Below are 19501 nucleotides of genomic sequence, written 5' to 3'. Positions count from 1 at the left end.
GCCACCGCACCGGCACCGCCGGCGCCGACCCGGCCCGCTCCGGCACGTCCGACGGTTCCGTCGCCGTCGCGCCCGACCACTCCGAACCGTCCCGTCAGCCCCGACCCGGCGCCGCCCCGCCCGGCCGCGGAGTCCGGCCCGACGCCCAGCCCCGCCGCGAACTCCGGCACGGCCGCCGGGTCCAGCGTGGCCTCGAGCCCGGCCGTGAAGTCCGGCTCGGCCGTCAAGCCGGGCTCAGCTGCGGAGTCCGGTCTGGCCTCGACCCCGGCTGAGGAGTCCGGTCCGGCTACGAGCCCGGCCACGGAGTCGGGCGCGGCCACGAAGTCCGACGCGGTCGGGAAGTCCGGCTCGGCCGCGCCGAAGCCGCCCACGGCCACGGGTTCCACATCGGCGGAGGTGGCTGGCGATGCCGCCAAGGAGCAGGCAGCACCTGCTCGCCCCACGATGCAGGGCCAGGCTGAGAGCGCCCGCCCCGCCGCAATCGGCGAGCAGGCGGCGGCGGCCGGCCAGCCGCTGCCGGAGTTCAAGCCCACGACCAAGGCTCGCCTGGCCGATGGCACCCGCTCGACCCGCGTCACCGGGACGACGTCGGCTGACACGCAGCGGCGTCCGCTTGGCGGCGCCACGGACTCGTCCACCGAACTCCAGGCCGCGTCTGAGCGCGCCGACCTCAACGCCCTGGCTCGGCCGGGTTCGTCACTTCGGCGCGACTACCCGGCGACCGGCTCGCGACAGAGCGCGCCGTCCAACCGCCCCAAGCCCCCGGCCGCTGCGAAGGAGGCGCCGGCCTCAGCCGCCGAACTGACCGGCTCCAAGACGGCCCGCCCGGCGGCAAAGATCGACGCGAGCCCGGCCGGCAGTACCGCCGGCGCGGCCGAGTCGGAGAAAGAGGCCGCCGTCGCCAAGCCCGACGATTCGGCCAAGATCGCCAAGGCTGAGGAGCCCGCAACCGCGGCGGAGGCACAGGGGCCGGTGAGCACCGCCAGGATCGAACGACCGGCAAGCAACGCCAAGATTGACGAGCCCGCCAAGGTTGACGAGCCCGCCAAGGTTGACGAGCCCGCCAAGGCCAGCGAGCCCGCCAAGGCCAGCGAGCCCGCCAAGGCCAGCGAGCCCGCCAAGGTTGACAAGGCGGACGAGGTGGCCAAGATGACCAAGGCGGCCAAGCCCAAGTCGGCCGGCGGGATTTTCGCCAGCTATCGAGCCGAGGCCGCCAAGCTCCTGGCCGGTAAGGACAACGGGCGCAAGCGCAAGCCCAAGTCCGACGAATAGCCGTAGCCGGACCGAGAGCCCTTCACGCCGACCAGCGTGGAGGGTTCTCGTCTTTGTCCACCGGTGGGGGAGGCGAGTAAGCCTCAACGCCAACCAGCGTGAAGGGGCCCAACGTGTGAGGAGCCTCCGGGCCCTAAGACCCGAAAGAGCCCTCCACGCTGCCGACGTGGAGGGCCCTTACCGGGGGAAACGGAGTAACCGAAGGGGGGCTTCGTCCGTTAAGTACAGTTTAGACCCTCACCACACCATCTAGGAAGTCCCTACCGGAAACGGACATAAAACATCCATCCGGCCCGGACGAGTGGGTCTGTGAGACGTGGCCGCGAGCGCGGCGGCCTACGCGTAGGCTGGCCTCCGTGGCGGATCTTCTGGTGTGGATCGACTGTGAGATGACCGGTCTCGACCTCGGTAAGGACAAGCTGATCGAGGTCGCTGCCCTGGTGACCGACCCCGAGCTCAAGGTGCTCGGCGACGGTGTCGACCTGGTCATCCATGCGGACGACGCCGCGCTGGAGTCGATGCCCGAGGTGGTCCGCGAGATGCACGCCAAGTCGGGTCTCACCGAGGAGGTGCGCCGCTCGGTGGTGAGCATGGCCGAGGCGGAAGAGGCGGTTCTCGCGTACGTGAAGCAGTTCGTCCCCAACCCGCGCACCGCGCCCCTCTGCGGCAACTCGATCGCGACCGACCGGGGTTTCCTGGCCCGCGACATGCCGACGCTGGACAACTACCTGCACTACCGCATGATCGACGTCTCTTCGATCAAGGAACTGTGCCGCCGCTGGTACCCGCGGGTGTATTTCGGCCAGCCGGCCAAGGGCCTCGCCCACCGCGCTCTGGCCGACATCCGCGAGAGCATCCGCGAGCTCGAGTATTACCGTCGCACGGTCTTCGTCCCGCAGCCCGGCCCCGACGTCGAGCAAGCGAAGGCCATCGCTGCCGAGTTGTAGGTCACGTGGGCACTCCCGAGCCCGGTCGACGTGCGGGCTGGCGATGCCGCTATGATTGTCGGGCGCCGCGGAGATTGTTCCGTGCGCCGCGATGGTGGTCGTAGCTCAGCTGGTAGAGCACCGGGTTGTGGTCCCGGGGGTCGCGGGTTCAAGTCCCGTCGGTCACCCTTTTCGGAAAGGCTCGGTCTCCGCGACCGGGCCTTTTCCATGGGCGGGTGTACGACCGGTCCCGCTGACGGGGCGGGCCGGGCGGTCAGCCGACGGTGTCCAGCCCGCTCTCACCGCAGACCGTAGACATCTCCGCGCCGGCCGCGCTCACCGCCGCGACCGCATCCGGCTCGTCGTCGGTCCCGGCCGACGAGACAGCCGACTTGTACGCGTCCGACAGCCGCCGCGCGGCGTCCGCGATCGGCGCGTCCGCCGACGCCGAGGCGGCGACGATGGCGTCCACCACGCCGGGGTTCATGAGCGTCGCGTCGTTGATGGCCGAGGCCAGCGCGCCGCAGGTCAGGGTGCCCGGCACATCCTCGGTGGCCGGTGGATCGGCGGGCACCGGCGCCGACCTGGCAGACGCGGGCGGGGGAGCGGCGGGCTCGTCCGCGGAGCAACCCGCCAGCCCGGCCGCGCAGGCGATCACGACGGTCAGAAGTCGAAACGGCACGGCTCCAGCCTAGGAGCCGTGCCGCCCGTTTTGTCGGGGAAAGAGGACTAGAGGGCGCTGCCCTTCTTGTACTCCTGGTAAGACACGTTCCAGTCGGTCCAGCCGTTGCCGTTCTTCAACGGCGAGCCGGTGCCCTTCACCGTGATCGGGTCACCCATCATCGTGCGGCCGAACAGCCAGGCGCCCATCGCCATCGACACGTTGACGCAGCCGTGCGAGACGTTGGTGCGGCCCTGCACACCCTCCGACCAGGGCGCGGCGTGGATGAACTGCCCGCTCCACGTGATCCGCTGCGCATAGTCGATCTCGGTGCGGTAGCCCTCCTCAGGCCCCAGCTCCTCCAACGTGTCGAAGACGGTGTGCCGCTTCTTCTCGATCACGACCATGGTGCCGCTCGACGACGGCGTCTTCGCCTTGCCCAGGCTGACCGGAATGCTCTTGATCGTCTTGCCGTTCTGCACCACGGTCATGTGCTTGGTCTTGTTGTTGACCGTCATCACGAACGACCGGCCGATCTTGAGGTTCACGGAGAGGTTCGAGCGCCCGTACCAGCCGTCACCCATCGGCACCGCGGCCGCGTTGACCGTGTACGAGATCCTGGTGCCGGCCTTCCAGAACACCTTCGGCCGGTAGTGCACCTCGGTCGGGCTCACCCAGTGCCAGGTGCCCTCCTGCTGCGGAGTGGACTTGACCTCCATGCGCCGCTCGACTGCGGCGCGGTATTTCTCCGGCACCGAGCGGCCGAACCGCACGATCATCGGCATGCCCACGCCGACGACCTGGTCGTCACCCAGGAAGCTGGACACCCGGACCAGCTTGGACGGCTTCTTCATCACCGTGAACGAGCTCTCGGTGGTGCCCGTCTTCTCGTCGGTCTCCGTGCCGTTGACCGTGACCGTGTACTTCTCGCCCCAGGTCAGCGCCTTGGCCGGTGTCCAGGTGCCGGCGGTCGTGTCGACCTTGCAGTACACCTTCTTGCCGTCGGCGTCCTTGACCTCGACGGTCGTGTTGGACGGGTCGTCGCTGGTGAACTTCACCGGGGCCAGGGCCTCGACCCCGGTCTCGCCGGTCTTCGGCTCGGTGACGGCCACGCTGCTGGGCTTGGGGGCCTGCGAGGTGGGCGCCGCCTTGTCACCCTGTGCGCCGCCCTGCCAGGACGGAGACTTGTCGCCGCTGCACCCGGCGCCGAGAAGCACGGCACCGGCAGCCAGCACGGCCATCGCGTACCGCAAGCGGCCCCGGAAGGGCCGATCTTTACTCGTCACCACAGTCTCCTCACCAGCTTCTTTCGTCCGGCGCCCATCCTCCGTCATGAATGCCCACATCGACCATCCCGAAATCGTGCCGCCACTCACCGTGACGGGTGGGTGACTCAGCCGAGCGAGGCGGGCACCGGCAGGGCGCTGCCCTTCTTGAACTCGTCCCAGCTCAGATCCCACGGCGTCCAACCGTTGCCGTAATCAAGCTTGTCTCCCGTGCCCTTCACCGTGACCGGATCCCCGATCAGGGTCTTGTCGAACAGCCAGCGGGCGTTCGATGGGGAGACGTTGACACAGCCGTGCGACACGTTTCGCCGGCCTTGCGACCCGACCGACCACGGCGCCGAGTGGATGTACTGCCCAGACCAGGTGAGACGCTGCGCGAATTCGATATCTGTGACGTAGCCCTCAGCCCCGTCGGTGTCCGTCGTGTCGAAGGTCGTGGTCGCCTTCTTCTCCATCACGACCATGTGACCGCTCGACGAAGGCGTACCCTTCTTGCCCAGGCTGACCAGCATGGTCTTGACGGTCTTCCCGTCCTGGACCACCGTCATCTTCTTGGTCTTGTTGTCGACCTTCATCTCGAACGACCGGCCGATCTTGGCGGTCGCGGCCCGGTCCTGGCTGCCGTAGCGACCGGAGCCCGTCGGCAGCCCACCCACCCCGAGACGCACGGTCAGCGTCGTGCCCGTCTTCCAATACTCCGGCGCCCGGTAGTAGGCCTGGGTGCCACTCGATGTCCACGACCAGGTGCCGGGCTGCGGCGGGTCGGTCTTGACGAACATGCGCCGCTGTACGGCCGCACGATCCTTCTTCTTGATCCCAGGACTGAACTCGGCCACCACCGGCATCGCGACGCCGTACGTGTGGTCGTCGAAGAGGTAGAGGCCGGTGCCGGTCTTCTTGGACGGCTTGCCCATGGTGGTGAAGGAGGTGGTGGCGGTGCTCTCCGTGCCGGATGAGTCGGCGGCGGTCACCGTGGCCACGTACCCCTGCTTGTTCTTGAGGGGTTTGGCCGGCACGAAGGCCGAACCGTCCTCGCGCATCTCACCGGCGACGGCGGCGCCCTTGGCGTCGCGCAACGCGACGGCCTTCACCTTGCCGCCGCTCACCGCGACCCCGATCTCGGCGCTGATCGGCACGTCCTTCTTGCCGGTGGCAGGCGTCACCTTGATCACGACCGGAACGGCGGCCTCCTGCTGGGAGACCTCGGACGGCTGCGCGGACGCGGCCGGTGTGCCATTGACCGACGCCTGTCCCTTGCCGGTGTCGTCATCCCCACAAGCAGCCAGCGCCACCGGCGTGAGCACCGCTATCGCCAAGATCGCCGCAAGGCGCCTGCTGACCATCCTCGATCCCCGTTCTCGTGTTGTCGCGCGCACATCCTGCCTTATCGGCGCAACCTGAGGTGTCATCCCGCCGGTTGGTTTGACGCGCCGCGTCGTCCCCGGCGTTGCCTCGGAGCTCAAAGTCGGCACGCCGGGGGATCCCGTTGGAGGGCGGCCCGAGGGGCGTGCTATCGTTTTCGACGTTGTCAAGACGGGCGCCGCTAGCTCAATTGGCAGAGCAGCGGACTCTTAATCCGCGGGTTGTAGGTTCAAGTCCTACGCGGCGTACAGGTAGTTGAGCAGGCCGTTTAGCCGATCTGGCTAGGCGGCCTGCTGCTTTTCCAGCTCGCTCGACAGCAGCGCGACGTCGTCCCCACCAGCTTGTCACGCAGGCGGCATCCATGTGCCCGGCCGCTTCCTGCCGGCCGGGATCACGTGACCGTAGGTGTTCCTAGTGGCATCGATCTGCGAGTGGCTGAGGAGCCGTAGGTGTGCGGATAGTTTGGGCACGTGTTGGACATCGCCCTCTTGTCCGAAGACGACCGTGACGAGTGGGAAGAGTTGGCACGACGCTTCCATGGGCACTTCGCGGGTCGGCCGGGCCGACCGGCCTGGGAGATCGACGACGAGGGCTATGAACTGACGTGGCAACGCGTGCTCGACGGTAGTGAAATTCGCGGCATACGCGCGCGATTGGACGGCAAGATGGTCGGCATCGCGCATTACCTGTTCCATGCGAGCTTCTGGTCGGCGGTGGCCAGGTGCTACATGGCGGACCTGTTCGTCGATCCCTCAGTGCGTCGTCGAGGTCTTGCTACCGCGATGATCCACTGGGTGGCCCGGGATGCCGAGGAGCACGGTGCTCCAAGGCTCTACTGGAACACCGAGGTGGACGCCGAAGCCCGCCCGTTGTACGACAAGGTAGCCAGCTATAGTGGCTACATCGTTTACAACTACTCGAGGCCCGCGGCGAACAAGCCGACGTGAAGACGTCCCCGTGACTCGTCGCGGAGCCTCATCCGTTGACCACCTGCGACACAGGCGACGGTTGGGTTCAGCCGTCGCCGACGCGCCCAGATCCGGCGGTAGGTGGTGGCCAGCAGGCGGTCGAAATTCGGAGCGTAAGACATGAGACGAGACCGGCACGTCGCGCGGCCGACTCATCGAGCTCCGGCCATTCATCCGGTCAGTCGATCCGCCTCGGCGAGCAACAGGTCACCGAACGGCTGGAACCCGATCTGCCGGCTGTAAAGGCCGCCGATGACTCGGTGGATCGTTCCCCACTCCCAGATCGCCGTGGCGTCCACACCAGTGTGGGCGGCCAGCCGCCTCGCCCTGGCGTGCAGGTCGTCGCCGGCGTCGGGGTTGCATCGGATGATGGTGCCGAGGTCGCACGCCGGCTCAGCGCGCAGGCCGACAGGATCGATGAGCTTGAACCCGCCGTCCGCCGCCCGGAGCACGTTGAACTCGTGGACATCGCCGTGTACGAGCACGGCATGTCGGTCATCGTGGGCACGGCGGCGACGCTGCATGCATGCGAGAGCGTCCTCGACGGTCGCTTCCGAGCACGCCCGACCCGTCTCCTCCCAGAGCCGCGGCAGCAGGTCGGCATACTCGCGTGCCTTGTCAGCGCCCGTCGGCAGGTCGACATCAGGGCTGACCGGCCGCCAGAGCCGGGCGGCGACGTCGCACATCATGTCGTGCCGCGTCGCGGGATCAGCCACGACGTCGTACATGGCAGCCCCGAGCCGTTCGAGCAGGAGCGCACTGCGGTCGAGGTCGTCGCGCAGCAGGCTCGCGCAGCCATCGCCGTCGGCGAGGCGAAGCGCGGTGGCCTCGAAGGTGAGATCGCGCAGAGTTCCCGGAACGCCGACCTTGAGGACAGCCGCCGTCCCGTCGGCGAGTGTCGCCTCGACGACGAGCGCCGCATGGCCGCCGCGCAGCGTGGCGCCGAGGGTCAGTGACCACTTCTGCGCCAAAGACGCCACAACCGAGGGCAGCTCGTCGAGCCACGCAGCATTCCTGTCGGCGATGACCTTGTTCCGGACCTCGTCGGGGATGTCGAGCATCACGCGGCTCCCTATAGCTGTCGCGCGCGGATGTTTACCGATCGAGCCAGTGTCCGCGGTGATTCCGGGGTTAGATCCGGCGCGTTGCTTTCGGCGTGTTGCACCAGGTAGGTCCGACTGTGCCGGTCATGACGCGGGCTGTCGATCTGAATTCAGTCGAGACCCGGCGGCACGCGAGGGCTCGGGTTTGCGGGCGTTGAATCGGGCGATCGTCTTGGTGGTCGTGCGGGGGACCTCGAAGCTGGTGTCGGCCTGCTCGACCGTGACGTGCGGCCGGCATGGCCGATATCGGCCTGGATCAGCTGCCGGGCCACCGAGATGGAGCCGCGGCTGCTGATCCGCCGGTCACGCACCAGGCCTGTGGCGGCCGGAGACGCACCGATGTACGCGCCGAAGCCCCGGCATTCCTCAGCGGGAACGACCGGGGCTTCGGACGGGACATCATGCTTTGGCGTGCACCTCGTGGATGCCCCATACGCTGAGGCGCTCGGCGACGCGGTGTCTATCTGCGGTTGGCCCGCGACTGGGAACCCGACCGAGGGTCGACGAGCTTGACGACGAGCGCGTCCGGGGCCATGCGGGGTAGAACGGCCTGCCATTGCGCCTGCACGAGTGCACTACGGCTGATCGACGGATCAACGAACGATCCCTGGCCGCGCCGGTCGCGCCAGGCGACGTATCCGACGATCGCGGCCATCGCTGCGGCAGCTCCTATCATGAAGATCAAGAGTGTCATGCCCTCACGGTACGTGAGGCCCGCCACACTCAAAGTCCGCAACCTCAAGGGCCGCGAGGTCCGCGACACTGGGTGACCGATCCGGCCGGGCAGCCTGCTGCTTGGGAGCTCAACTGACAGCGCGCATCCAGGCTTCCTCCCCGGTGCTCAGAGCCGGCGGCACGTGGCATGGCACCCCCGCCTCAGTGTCGTGTGAGCCGGTCGTGGAGCAGGAGCAGAGCCGCGGCCGCGTTCGCGGCGCGAATGCCGCCCGTCGACACCAGGTGAGGAACCTGCGCGAGGGGAATCCACTCGCGCTTGGTGGACTCGAAGTCGTCCGCCGGCTCACCGACGTACTCGGCACCCCGAGCCCAGAAGATGTGGTGTTGCACGTCGGACAGCCCGTTGGTCGGCTCGACGGTGACCAAGTGTTCCAAGGCACCGGGCCGCCAGCCTGTCTCCTCGATCGTTTCCCGTGCGGCTGCCTGCTCGATGGTTTCGTCATCTTCGACCACGCCGGCGGGTAGTTCCCAGCCCCACGTGTCGGTGATGAAGCGGTGCCGCCAGAGGAGGAGAACCTCGTTCTCGCTGTTCACGACAGCGCAGAGCGCCACAGGTCGTTGCCGGATCAGAAAGTGGGCGAGGTGCCGGCCGTCGGGCAGCTCAACGTCGGCGAGGTTGACCGTCAGCCACTGATTCTCGTAGACGGTGTGCTCGGCAAGGTTGTTCCATCGCATGGTCCGCTGATCACCTCTATGGTTGCGTCGGAGAGCGTTGACCGCGAGATCGTCATCAGGCGGCCCGGACATAGGTCGACCAGCGTGCGTCCTCGTTGCCGTCGCGGTAGGTATCCAGCCGTCGCTGCCACTGTGGCCTCAGCACTTCTCGGCTGCCCAGGACCGGCACGAGGCTGGTCACGAGCTTCAACTCACGAAGGCGGCGCAGGATCGGAAAACCCTCCCACCCGATCACGTCGAAGCCATACCGGCCGGCCAGCAGGCCGTGGTCGTCCCCCGGATAGTCGAAGCGCAGCTTGCCGACCGCGAGTGGCACCAGGTCCCATTCTCGCGGTCCCGTGCAGCTTGAGTCGAAGTCGCAGATCGCCGGCCCCGTGAAGCCATCGATCACATTGCCCATGAACGCGTCGCCGTGGATCGGGCCCGGCGGCAGCTCGTAAGGCAGGCCTGGCAGCTGGTGCTCGATCCGGTCACACTCGCCGCGTAGGTACGCCACGTCGGCAGCGGTGACACCGTCCGGTTCCGTGAGCCGGCTGCGAATCTCGGCCAGGGGAGCCCACGCCGGCAGCCCAGCCGTTGGTGGGCTGAGACGGTGCCACTCACGCAGGATGCCGGCGAGATCGGCACCTGTCGGCTTGCGCCCGCCTCCGGCGATCTCGTGCCACAGCGTCACCTTGAGCCCGTCGGCCACCAACGGCTGATCGATATCGAGCAGGCGTACGGCCGGTACGTCGCCTCGTTCCAACCAGCGAGCCACGTTGATGACTTTGTCTACCCGGTCGGCCATCGTCGACGACGCCGCCACGCGTATGACGACCCCTGCCGCAGGGAGCCGGAACACGGCGTTGTTGGTGAATTTGATCAGCTCCGCGTCGGAGACGTCGATCCCGATCGCCGACTGGACGCCGGCCAGCACAGTGCGGAGGCGTTCACGCGTGATGCGTCCACCGGGTAGGGGCGTCCGTTCGGTCATCTTTTCCGGAGGGTAGCAACGCGGTGTGCGAGGTCCAGCGCGGCGGCGTCGCTCGAGTGCTTCAACGCCGCCGTTTGCAACCGAGCCACTCCGTCGAGCGGCCATCGTGGAACTGCCGGGTGTGTGGGTGTCCGTGGCCCTGCTCTCCCGCGCGGGCGGCGATGATCGCTGAGATGGATCGCGTTTCGCTTGCCATCTTCATGTGGATCAATCTCGAAGATGCCGTCCGGGAACTGCCGCCGCGTGCCGCCTCTGAGCTGTTCGACCGCTTCATCAGCTGGACCTATCAACCTGGGGGCGGATAGGTGGGTAAAGTCCGATCATGGTCATCGTTGCGGGGCACATTGTTGTGGATCCAGGCCGGCGCGAGGCCTATCTCGCCAACTGCGTCCCCGTGGTCGAGCAGGCCCGCGACGCGCCCGGGTGTCTCGACTTCTCCATCGCCGCCGACATCGTCGATCCCGGCCGCATCGTCATCTTCGAGCGCTGGGAGTCGCAAGCCGCCGTCGAAGCCTTCCGCGGCAGCGGGCCCAGCGACGAGCAGGGCGAAGCGATGCTCGCCGCCTCGGTGGCCGAGTACGACGTCGCGGACGTGCGCTCACTGAGCTGATTCGACGCCGTAGGTGGCGGCGGCTATGTCGGCGAACGAGCGGATCAGCCGGCTCTCCCGGTCGGTCATCCACGCGACCACCACCTCGCTGGCCGGCATGTCGGTCAGCGGCACCCATGTCAGCCCCTCCGGCAGCGTCTCGGTCAGCGGCGCTATGCCGACCACGCCGTTCCACAGGACCGCCTGCATGCACTCGTTGACCGTGCGCACCACCGCGCCCGCTGGGCGCGTCCCGGCCGGCGTCGCCCCGTTCCAGTAGGCGCGCCACACCGGGTCCGTGCCCTCCGGCAGCTGGAACCACGGGCGGTCCGCCAGGTCGGCCAGGCTCACGGCCGTGCGGCCGGCCAGCGGATCGTTCGTACGCAGGACGGCCCCGACCCGGTCCGATCGCAGGGTACGCACGCTGATCCCCGCCGTGTCGAACGGCGACCGGGTCAAGGCCACGTCGGCCAGGCCGCTCCGCAGGCCGGTCGTCGGGTCGGTGAAGTCGGTCTCGCGGAAACGGATCGTCACCGCAGGATGGTGGCGGCGGAAGGTCGCCGCCAGGCGGATGCCGGCCTCGTCGGCGCTGTGCCCCATCGTGCCCACGGTGAGGGTGGCCGGGCCCGCCGCTGCGGTCACCCGCGCCCTGGCCTGGCCGGCCTGCTCCAGCAGGGTGCCGGCTTCGCGGTACAGCACGTCGCCGGCCGTGGTCAGTTCGACGCCGGCGGCCGAGCGGTGCAGCAGCACGACGCCGAGGTCGGCCTCCAGTTGCTTGATCGCGCGGCTGAGCGGCGGCTGCGTCATGTGCAGCCGCGCCGCGGCCCGCCCGAAGTGCCGTTCCTCGGCGACGGCCACGAAGTAACGCAGCAACCGAAGCTCCATCACCAGCGACGATACCCATCGGGCATCGGTCCTGCCGAGCCGGACTTGGACGCCGGGCATCCGCGAGCACGACAGTCGGACCATGTTCACCGAGCCGCTCGTCGAGGTCAGCCACGCCGTTGAACTCGCTCAGGACCTGGTCGTGATCCCCAATCGCGGCGTCGAACTCGTACCCAACATCGGTCTTGTCGGCGGCCGTGAGGCCGTGCTTGTCGTCGAGACCGGCATGGGCCCGCGCAACGCCGAGAAGGTGCTCGCCTTCGCCGCCGACTTCGCCCGGGGCCGCCGCCTCTACCTCACCACCACGCACTTCCACCCAGAGCACACCTTCGGGGCGCGGACCTTCTCGGGCGCGGCGACGTACCTGGTCAACCGGGCGCAGGCCGCGGATCTGGCCGATCGGGGGCCGGCTTACCTGGAGATGTTCCGCGGGCTGGGGGCGCCGATCGCTCGGCAGCTGGAGGGGGTCGAGCTGGTTGCGCCGGACGAGGTCTACGACGACGGGTACGAGCTGGACCTCGGCGGCCGGGTCGTGCGGATGCGGGCGACCGGCCGCGGCCACACCAAGGGCGACCAGGTGGTGACCGTGCCCGACGCGGGGCTGCTGTTCACCGGTGACCTGGTCGAGGCCGGGCAGTTCGCAATCTTCCCGTGGTTCCCGCCCTATGACGTCGACGTGTCGGGGCTGCGGTGGATCGAGGTGATGCGGCGGCTGGTCGACACCCGCCCGGAGATCGTGGTGCCGGGGCACGGGGACATCTCCGGGCCGCGGCTGCTGGCGGACGTCCGCGACTACCTGACGGAGCTGCGCGACGAGACGTGGAGGCGGCGGGATTCCGCGGTGAGCGAGGAGACGATCGTCGCGGAGGTCCGGGCGCTGATGATCGAACGGCATCCGGAGTGGACCGGGCAGGACTGGATCGAGAAGGGCGTCGGCTGCTTCTGCGCGGAGCATTAGCGGCCGGTGGCGGCGAGGACACGACAAGATGGAGGCGACCACGGCGGAGCGGAGGCGGTTGATGCGCGTGCGGCTGAATGCGATGCAAGGGGACCGGGCGGCCGGAGTGCTGCTCGGCGCCGCGTGCGGGGATGCGCTCGGGGTGCCCTACGAGTTCGGCAGTCGCACGCTCGAGCCGCCGCCGCGGATGCTGGGCGGCGGGCTCGGTGACTACGCGCCCGGCGAGTACAGCGACGACACCCAGATGGCCGTGTGCATCGCCGAGGTCGCCGCGACCGGGGCCGACCTGCGCGAGGCCGCCGCGCTCGACCGGATCGCCGCCAACTTCGTGCGGTGGGCCGCCGAGGGCGCCACCGACATCGGGATCCAGACGCAGCAGGTGATGGCGCTCGTGCGCGGGCACGACGGGGACGGGCTCGGCGCGGCGATGCGCGAGGCCGCCGAGAGGTTGCACCGGCAGACCGGGCGTACGGCCGGCAACGGGTCGCTGATGCGCACCGGGCCGGTCGTTCTCGCGTACCTCGACGATCCGCACGCCCTGGCCGAGGCCGCACGGGCCGTCAGCGAACTCACCCACCATGACCCCCTCGCGGGCGATGGGTGCGTGCTCTGGTGCGAGGGCATGCGGCGGGCCGTCCTCGACGGCACATTCGACGGGGTACGCGACGGGCTGGCGCTGCTGCCACCACAGCGGCGCGACCAGTGGGCCGGCTGGCTCGACGACGCCGAGGCGCAGCCGCCGCAGCACTTCCCGAACAACGGATTCGTCGTGACTGCCCTGCAGGCCGCGTGGTCGTCGATCACCCGCACGCCGGTGCCCGCCGAGGACCTCGCGAACGGCGTCTTCGCGTGCGATCACCTGCGGGACTCGCTGTACGCGGCGGTCGGCGCCGGCAACGATACCGACACCGTCGCGGCGATCGCCGGCGCCCTGCTCGGCGCGCGGTGGGGCGTCTCCGGGATTCCGCTGGCATGGCAGCGGATCGTGCACGGCTGGGGTGACCACCGGTCGGCCGATCTGATCCGCCTGGCCCTGCTCACCACCGGCGGCGGCCGGGCCGACCACGTGGGCTGGCCCGGCTGTGACCGGATGGAGTCGCCGATCGATCGCCCGCTGATGGCGGCGCATCCGGACGACGACGGCGTGGTGCTGGGCAACCTGCTCACCGACGCCATCGACAGCGGCGTCGACGCGGTGGTGTCGCTGTGCCGGGTGGGCCGCCGGCAGTTCGATCGGGTGCCGCCGGAGAACCAGGTGCAGGTCTGGCTCGTCGATCAGCCGGGCGCCAACGCGAACACGGCCTTCGCCCTGGATCAGGCGGCGCGGATGGTCGCGGCGATGCGCGACGAGGGCCACAAGGTGCTGTTGCACTGCGCGGCCGGGCAGAGCCGCACGCCGGCGGTGGGCGCCCGGTACGCCACGGTCCGCACCGGCCGCGACGGAACTTCGGCGCTGGCCGAGATGCGAAAGTTGCTGGCCGAGCACGGCTACGGGGTCAACGACGAGCTGAGCCAGGTGGTCCAGCGGCTGGGTTAATGGCGCGCCCGCCCTTGCCCGGATGTCCTATGGTCTGCGCATCGGCGTGTAGCTCAGTCAGGCAGAGCACCGGGCTCGGGACCCGGAGGGCGCGGGGGCAGGGCCCGCCACGCCGGCATGGAGGGATATTCGCAGGCGCAGCTGGCGTCGGCGTTCGTGACCGCGCTGACCCATGAGGACGCGGCGACGCGGACGCGCGCCGAGGGGCGGGTCCAGCGCTGGTTGCAGGTGCTGCAGGGGATGAAGTCCGGCACGGTGACGATCGGTTCGCGTACGCCGATGGCGGGCCGGCCCGCATGGGTGACGCCGCAGGTGGTGCGGGGCGGTTTCGCCACGGGTACGGCTGCCGCCGGTGGTCCGCTGCGCCCCCACGAGGCGGCCGTCGCCGGGTCCCGCGGTGCGGTCTTCGCGCACTATTTGACCAACGCCGGGCAGGCCGAACTCCGCGCGCTGCTGGACAGCGGCGACTACCGGCTGGAGCTCCCGGAGCAGGCGGCTCTGCTCGCCGTGGCGTGGCTGCTGCGCGCCGGTGACCGCGACCGCGCGCTGAGCCTGCTGGACGAGATCGGCTCGCACGCCGGCGAGCTGTGCTTCACGCCGATGCCGGATCCGGCGTCCCGGCAGGATCCGTCGGTGGTGTGGCGGGCCAGCGCCGGCGAGGTCGGCGCCGTGCTGGCGGATCGGCGCGAGAACGACCGCGTGGAGACGATGCGTGAGGCGCTGACGGTGTGGAACCCGTTCGCCGACGAGGTGCTCACCCTGTGGCTCGGTGACGACCCCACGCGTGAGCGGGCCACGGCGATGCTGGACCGCTACTCGGCGCTCGCCGCCACGCACACCCGCTGCGGCAAGCACCGCCGTCCGAAGGAGAACCTGGCGATTCTGCTCGCCGCGACCCGGGAGGCCGCGGCCGGCCGCGACCTGACGCCGCGGCTGCGCGGGATGGTGCGGCACGTGGCCGAGTCGAGGGTCGCGCGGCGCGGTCGTCCGGGATCCGCCGAGCACGCGGCGCTGCGCCTGGTGCAGGCGCGGGAGGCGGCCGTGCCGGCGCACCACGTGCTGGCCCGGGTCGTGGTGGGGCGCCTGGCGGCGCTGGATCAGGAGGCGGGCATTCGCGACGTGCGGGCCGTGTGCGTGCCGGTGCGCGAGGACGAAGCCGGCGTGTACGAGGTGCCGGCCGGGACGCCGATCCCCGCGCCGATCGAGCGGGTCGTGCGGCGGGCCATGGCCGGTGCCGTGCCGGAGCTGCTCGAGGCCGGGGTGGTGCCCTCCGCCGAGGTCCTCGCCGAGCTGGTGCCGCAGATCGCGGCGGAGACGGGCGCGGCCGCGTACCCGGATCCCGCCCTGCGAATGCTGATGGCCGCCACCTATCGCGCCTTCCGCAACCGTCGTTCGCTGCTGCTCACCGGCCTGCAGCACCAGGTGCGGCTGACGGAGCTGCCGTGGGTGCGGGCGCTGCGTCCCTACCGCGAGGTGGGCGATGACACCCGCCGTGAGGCGTACGCGACGCTGCGGCGGCTCGGCGAGCTGGCGCTGGACGGCTTCCCGGGCACGCTGCTGCCCAGTCCGCTGGTGCGGGAGCTCGGCGCGCTGTCCCGCGAGGCCGGCGAGGACCTGCCGTGGGTGGAGGAGCTGGCGGCGGACATCTTCGAGGGCCGCTTCTCACCGAAGTTCGCGCGTGCCGCAGACCTGGCGGGCGAGCTGCTGGCCGACAGCCTGTACGCCCGCTACTACGACATCGACTACGGCGCGGGCATCGCGGCCTTCGACGCGCTGTGCAAGGTCCGTGCGAACGCCTCCGACGGCCGGTGGTCGGTCGCGGCCAACGGCATGGTGATCGAGCAGGCGCAGATCCTGACCACCCACAACCTGGCGACCCTGGTCCATGCGGTGGGCGTGACCCCGGCCGGCGGCTGGGCCGCGCCGGCGCGCCGCACCTTCGCGCTGGCGCTGCGGCTGGCGGGCCGCATCGAGGGCAATCCGCGCCCGCTGTCGACGATCAAGGACGTCGCGTACGCGTGGCGGCACCTGACTTTCTATCTGTCCATTGAGGACGCCGTGGGTCCGCGCCGGCTGATCGACGACTTCCACACCGAGCTCGCCGCCGCGCCGGCCCCGGTCCGCGACCGGATCCGCCCGGCATTGGTGGGCTTGGGCCACGTCGCGGCGGGCGGCCGCTTCGACGGCGACCGGACCCCGGCCGGCGGCCGCCGCCTGCTCGGCTGGACGACCGTCGAGCATTGGATGCTGCAGTCACCGACCCGAACCGGCGGCACATCGTAGAGGCCGAGCGTCAGACCTTGCGGTAGCGGGCCTCCGCCATCGCGAACAGGCCGTAGGCCGCGAAGCCGATCGCCGTGATCAGGAGCAGCCACATCCCGTAGGACTGGCCGGACAAGGCGGTCAGCGCGGCGTCCAGGCCCCGGGCCTTCTCCGGGTCGTACTGCAGCGCCGCGATGATGAACAGGACGCCGGCGATGCCGTACGCCAAGCCTTTGGCCGTGTAACCCACCACGCCCAGCCGGGTGACCAGCCGGCGCGTCGCCGCGTTCATCTGGCTCGTCCGGAGGTGCTTCTCGAACCGCCGGGTGATGCCCACGATCGCCAGGCCCACGCCGATGGCCGCCACCACGAGCCCCGCTCCGATCACGCTCACCCGGCCCAAGCCCGAACCGAGCAGGCCCTCGGCCGTGTTCTGCTGGGTGTCCGCGCTCGACGCGCTCTTGCCCTTCAGCACCTTGACGCCGTTCCAGCTCAGGTAGAGATAGAACGCGGCGCGGCCCGCGGACGCCACGCGCTCGACGACGGTGCGCTCGGCGAAGATCTCGAGGATCTGCCAGAGCGCCATCGCCACCAGCCCCACGATGATCACCACGATGAGCGCGGCGCCGAACGGCTTCTCGGCGAGCCGCTGCATGGCGCCGGACTGGTCGCCGTCCTGGGCGGGACGTCCGAACGCGATGCGCGCGATCACATAGGCGAAGAGGAGATGGACGACGCCGTAGCCGATGAAGCCGGCGCGGGTCAGGCGCTCGAGCCAGGTGTCACCGGCGGCGCGTGCTTTCGAAGCGGTCGTGGGCATGCCACGCAATGACCCGTGAGCTTGATCTCCAAACCCGTCACGACTCCGCGAACCGCGGGTTGCCCAGTCCCAGGACGCGGCGACCCACGTCAGGGGATGCGGGTCAGATCGAACACGGCCTTGCGGCTCTTCTTGGTGGTCGGGTCGTCGATCTCGATGACGTCGTGGGCCATGGCCGTCATGCCCGTCTGCTCCCCGACCGTCCCGGTGCGCCGATCCAGCAGGTAGGACCCGCTGGTGTCGACGCCGGCGATCGCGAAGCGGAGCTGGACGAAGCGACCGGTGTTGGTGAAGGTGCCGTCGGCATCCTCCAGCGCCTTGGCCGCGGCGCCGTCGCCGCGGATCGGATTGTTGCCGTCGGCGCCGTAGATGACGATGCTGTCCCCGACGACGCCCACGCAGGCGCTGGGGATGCAGCTCAGCACCTTGCCACCGGCCGGGGTGACCGGCGTGATCTTCTCGCCGGTCGCCACGTTCCAGAACGTGGGCGCCACCCGCGGGCGAGGCTTCTGGAGATCCTCCACGGTCAGGGGGCCGGGAGAGGTCACCGCCCAGGTGCCGTTCGCCAGCGTCCATCCTTCACTGCCGGCCACCTTCTCCGGCGGCGCGCCCGGCCGCAGACGGTAGATCGTGTTCTTGGTCTCGTTCCCGGCCAGCGGATGCACATCGGCATACAGCGTGTCGCCCGCCTCGGCGGCCGTGATCGTGGAGTCCTCGAAGGTGGCCAGCTTCGTGGCCGGGCGGCTGCCGTCCCGTGGCTTGGTCCACACGTCGCGGGTACGAAGGCCGTCCTTCTCCTGGGCCACCAGCCACACGATGAGATTCCGGGTGATGCTGAGCCCGCCGAACACGTCGCCGCTGACACCGGGCGCGACCGAGGTGACCGCTCCCGTCCGGCCGTTGATCAGCACCGGCGTGTAAAGGCCTTTGTCGTCCGAGGGCACGCCCAGGTACGTGTCGTTACCCAGGGCCGCTTCGACGGTGTAGGTACGGCCGTCCGGCAGCCTCCCGGGCAGCGAGACCAACGCTCGCGGCCAGACCTGCTCGAAGCTCTTGGCGTTCGCGAAGTCGACGGCCCGCATCGGCCCGAGCTCGACCACCGACGACGCGGGCGGTGTGGCGGGCCGGCCGGCGTCCGGCCAGAGCGCCACACCCCCGGCCAGCGCGACGATCGCGGTGACGGCGGCCGCGCCGGCCGCCCGGACGCGGCTTCGCCGCCGGCGGATCCGGGCCACACCGTCCGGGAACGAGGGCTGCGGTGCTGGCGCGGCCTGAGCGGCGGCGTTCAGGGTACGGACGAGCCGGTCATCAAAGCTTGAACGCATGGTCGACCTCCTGCGATCCGACGAACTCGCGCAACTTGTCGAGCGCCCGTGCGCTCTGGCTGCGGACGGTGCCGCGGGAGATGCCCAGCTCGGCCGCGATCTCCTCGTCGGTGAGCTGCTCGTGATAGCGCAGCACCAGCACCACCCGCTGCCGCGGGGGCAGCCCGGCCACCGCGCGCCACAGGCCCAGATCCCCGTCGGCTTGGCTGATGCCCTCGTCGAGGTAGCCGTGCTCGGGCAGGGCGCGGACCGGATGCTCCCGCCTGCGGCGCCGCCACCAGCTGATGTGCAGCCGCGCCATCGTGGTCCGCACGTACCCCTCGGGGTCGCCCTTCGCATGCACCCGCGACCAGCGTTCGCTCAGCCGGGCCAGGGCCTCCTGGGCCAGGTCGGCGGCGTCGTGCGGGTTGCCGGACAGGACGAAGCCGTACCGGACCAGCGCGGTCATGCGAGCACGGACGAACGACTCGAAGTCGTCGGCCATCTCCACCTCCTGCGGTCGGTCCAACACGCCCGAGGCGCCCGAACTGTTGCACGCAGGAGTGGAGGACTTCGTTCAGAGCAGCGCGGCCATCGCCTTGTTCTCGTCGGTCTGCTCGTTGACGACGTGTTTCGCCAGGCCGTGGGTGTAGACGTTGCGGCCGTCGCCGTCGAGCAGCGCCCGGGCCATCACGATCGCGCCGCGGTGGTGCTCGATCATCAGCCGCAGGAAGAGCGGGCCGGCCCGCCGCGTGGGCGCCTTCTCGAGCTCCGCCTCACGGGCAGCGGAGATCATCCCGTGGCCGGAGCCGTGCCCGGCATGAGCGGGCTCGTCCCAGGCGGCCAGCCAGGCGTTCATCTCGTCGACCTCGCGCTGCTGGTCGTGCGCGATGAACTCGGCGATCGCCGCGATCCGCTCGGGCGCCCCGGGCTTGGCGATCAGCGCCCGGCTCATCCGCACGGCCTGGGCATGGTGCGCCACCATTTGCTGCGCGAACTCCACGTCGGCGCCACTGGGAGCGGCAACCGTGGCGGTGGGGCGGGCCTCGGCCGGCGAACCGTCGCGGTGCACGACCACGACCGCGGGCGCGGGGGGGGGGGGGGGGCCCCCCCGCCCGCCGGGGGGGGGGGGGGGGGGCACCGCTGGCAGACCGTGACCCCACAACACAGGTGGGTGGGGGGGGT

20 protein-coding genes, 3 tRNA genes and 1 pseudogene are annotated in these 19501 nt (G+C 70.1%); 11 read left to right on the top strand and 13 right to left on the bottom strand.

Annotation, left to right across the window (positions count from 1 at the left end; all coding sequences use genetic code 11):
• A pseudogene (locus tag AB0M20_RS02890) lies at window positions 1–386 on the bottom strand (hypothetical protein); the annotation flags it as partial.
• Between the two features lie 10 nt (window positions 387–396).
• On the opposite strand from AB0M20_RS02890, the gene AB0M20_RS02885 reads away from it, so the two are divergent.
• The 3 genes from AB0M20_RS02885 (at window position 397) to AB0M20_RS02875 (ending at window position 2386) form a co-directional block, all read left to right on the top strand.
• Window positions 397–1272: a hypothetical protein gene (locus AB0M20_RS02885; RefSeq protein ID WP_364292687.1), complete on the top strand. Its 876-nt coding sequence runs from the start codon at window positions 397–399 to the stop codon at window positions 1270–1272.
• Window positions 1273–1628: 356 nt separating this feature from the next.
• Window positions 1629–2219, top strand: coding sequence for an oligoribonuclease (gene orn / locus AB0M20_RS02880; RefSeq protein ID WP_364292684.1), 591 nt, complete (start codon window positions 1629–1631; stop codon window positions 2217–2219).
• Between the two features lie 94 nt (window positions 2220–2313).
• Window positions 2314–2386, top strand: a tRNA-His gene (locus tag AB0M20_RS02875).
• An 86-nt stretch (window positions 2387–2472) separates the two neighbouring features.
• Here the strand turns inward: AB0M20_RS02875 and AB0M20_RS02870 are convergent.
• From AB0M20_RS02870 to AB0M20_RS02860, 3 genes are all read right to left on the bottom strand, one after another.
• Window positions 2473–2880: a hypothetical protein gene (locus tag AB0M20_RS02870; protein WP_364292681.1), complete on the bottom strand. Its 408-nt coding sequence runs from the start codon at window positions 2878–2880 to the stop codon at window positions 2473–2475.
• A gap of 47 nt (window positions 2881–2927) precedes the next feature.
• Window positions 2928–4148: an Ig-like domain-containing protein gene (locus AB0M20_RS02865; RefSeq protein WP_364292678.1), complete on the bottom strand. Its 1221-nt coding sequence runs from the start codon at window positions 4146–4148 to the stop codon at window positions 2928–2930.
• 104 nt (window positions 4149–4252) lie between these two features.
• Window positions 4253–5488, bottom strand: coding sequence for an Ig-like domain-containing protein (locus AB0M20_RS02860; protein WP_364292675.1), 1236 nt, complete (start codon window positions 5486–5488; stop codon window positions 4253–4255).
• A 194-nt stretch (window positions 5489–5682) separates the two neighbouring features.
• Here AB0M20_RS02860 and AB0M20_RS02855 point away from each other — a divergent pair.
• Window positions 5683–5755, top strand: a tRNA-Lys gene (locus tag AB0M20_RS02855).
• 222 nt (window positions 5756–5977) lie between these two features.
• Window positions 5978–6454, top strand: a complete 477-nt coding sequence (locus AB0M20_RS02850) for a GNAT family N-acetyltransferase (protein WP_364292672.1) — start codon at window positions 5978–5980, stop codon at window positions 6452–6454.
• 191 nt (window positions 6455–6645) lie between these two features.
• Here the strand turns inward: AB0M20_RS02850 and AB0M20_RS02845 are convergent, their stop codons facing one another.
• From AB0M20_RS02845 to AB0M20_RS02830, 4 genes are all read right to left on the bottom strand, one after another.
• On the bottom strand, window positions 6646–7536 hold the full coding sequence (locus AB0M20_RS02845) for an aminoglycoside phosphotransferase family protein (RefSeq protein ID WP_364292669.1): 891 nt from the start codon (window positions 7534–7536) through the stop codon (window positions 6646–6648).
• Between the two features lie 502 nt (window positions 7537–8038).
• The gene (locus AB0M20_RS02840; RefSeq protein ID WP_364292666.1) at window positions 8039–8272 is read right to left on the bottom strand and encodes a hypothetical protein; all 234 of its coding nucleotides are present in this window, start codon (window positions 8270–8272) and stop codon (window positions 8039–8041) included.
• A gap of 182 nt (window positions 8273–8454) precedes the next feature.
• A complete protein-coding gene (locus AB0M20_RS02835; protein WP_364292663.1) occupies window positions 8455–8988 on the bottom strand; it encodes an NUDIX hydrolase in 534 nt (177 codons plus the stop codon).
• A gap of 55 nt (window positions 8989–9043) precedes the next feature.
• Entirely contained in the window at window positions 9044–9961 is a 918-nt protein-coding gene (locus AB0M20_RS02830; protein WP_364292660.1) for an aminoglycoside phosphotransferase family protein, read from the bottom strand.
• A 173-nt stretch (window positions 9962–10134) separates the two neighbouring features.
• Here AB0M20_RS02830 and AB0M20_RS02825 point away from each other — a divergent pair, with 173 nt between their 5' ends.
• Window positions 10135–10266 (top strand): hypothetical protein, encoded by a 132-nt coding sequence (locus AB0M20_RS02825; protein WP_364292657.1) that lies wholly within the window; start codon window positions 10135–10137, stop codon window positions 10264–10266.
• Between the two features lie 17 nt (window positions 10267–10283).
• Complete coding sequence (locus AB0M20_RS02820) at window positions 10284–10571, top strand: antibiotic biosynthesis monooxygenase family protein (RefSeq protein ID WP_364292654.1); 288 nt, start codon at window positions 10284–10286, stop codon at window positions 10569–10571.
• Here AB0M20_RS02820 and AB0M20_RS02815 read toward each other — a convergent pair.
• Window positions 10560–11435 carry a LysR substrate-binding domain-containing protein gene (locus AB0M20_RS02815; RefSeq protein WP_364292651.1) on the bottom strand — a complete coding sequence of 292 codons (876 nt, stop codon included), beginning with the start codon at window positions 11433–11435 and terminating at the stop codon, window positions 10560–10562. The two genes, AB0M20_RS02820 and AB0M20_RS02815, sit on opposite strands and share 12 nt — an antisense overlap.
• 82 nt (window positions 11436–11517) lie before the next feature.
• Here AB0M20_RS02815 and AB0M20_RS02810 point away from each other — a divergent pair, with 82 nt between their 5' ends.
• The 4 genes from AB0M20_RS02810 to AB0M20_RS02795 all read left to right on the top strand — a co-directional run bounded on the left by AB0M20_RS02810 (window position 11518) and on the right by AB0M20_RS02795 (window position 16213).
• Complete coding sequence (locus AB0M20_RS02810) at window positions 11518–12393, top strand: MBL fold metallo-hydrolase (protein ID WP_364292648.1); 876 nt, start codon at window positions 11518–11520, stop codon at window positions 12391–12393.
• A 61-nt stretch (window positions 12394–12454) separates the two neighbouring features.
• The gene (locus AB0M20_RS02805) at window positions 12455–13930 is read left to right on the top strand and encodes an ADP-ribosylglycohydrolase family protein (RefSeq protein ID WP_364292645.1); all 1476 of its coding nucleotides are present in this window, start codon (window positions 12455–12457) and stop codon (window positions 13928–13930) included.
• Between the two features lie 42 nt (window positions 13931–13972).
• Window positions 13973–14046: transfer RNA gene (locus AB0M20_RS02800), tRNA-Pro, on the top strand.
• A 1-nt stretch (window position 14047) separates the two neighbouring features.
• Window positions 14048–16213, top strand: a complete 2166-nt coding sequence (locus AB0M20_RS02795) for a hypothetical protein (protein ID WP_364292642.1) — start codon at window positions 14048–14050, stop codon at window positions 16211–16213.
• Window positions 16214–16223: 10 nt separating this feature from the next.
• Here AB0M20_RS02795 and AB0M20_RS02790 read toward each other — a convergent pair whose 3' ends face one another.
• The 4 genes from AB0M20_RS02790 to AB0M20_RS02775 form a co-directional block, all read right to left on the bottom strand.
• Complete coding sequence (locus AB0M20_RS02790) at window positions 16224–17012, bottom strand: DUF1206 domain-containing protein (RefSeq protein WP_364292639.1); 789 nt, start codon at window positions 17010–17012, stop codon at window positions 16224–16226.
• Window positions 17013–17101: 89 nt separating this feature from the next.
• The gene (locus AB0M20_RS02785) at window positions 17102–18337 is read right to left on the bottom strand and encodes a hypothetical protein (protein WP_364292636.1); all 1236 of its coding nucleotides are present in this window, start codon (window positions 18335–18337) and stop codon (window positions 17102–17104) included.
• On the bottom strand, window positions 18321–18821 hold the full coding sequence (locus AB0M20_RS02780; RefSeq protein ID WP_364292633.1) for a SigE family RNA polymerase sigma factor: 501 nt from the start codon (window positions 18819–18821) through the stop codon (window positions 18321–18323). Before AB0M20_RS02780 ends, AB0M20_RS02785 begins: the two co-directional genes overlap by 17 nt.
• 72 nt (window positions 18822–18893) lie before the next feature.
• Window positions 18894–19388: a DUF305 domain-containing protein gene (locus AB0M20_RS02775; protein ID WP_364292630.1), complete on the bottom strand. Its 495-nt coding sequence runs from the start codon at window positions 19386–19388 to the stop codon at window positions 18894–18896.
• Window positions 19389–19501: the final 113 nt, after the last annotated feature.

The sequence above is a fragment of the Actinoplanes sp. NPDC051633 genome, from assembly GCF_040681735.1.
In the GTDB taxonomy this organism is placed as follows: domain Bacteria; phylum Actinomycetota; class Actinomycetes; order Mycobacteriales; family Micromonosporaceae; genus Actinoplanes.
The sequence above is the reverse complement of the archived record's forward strand: the minus strand, read 5'-3'. Positions and strand labels throughout refer to the sequence as shown.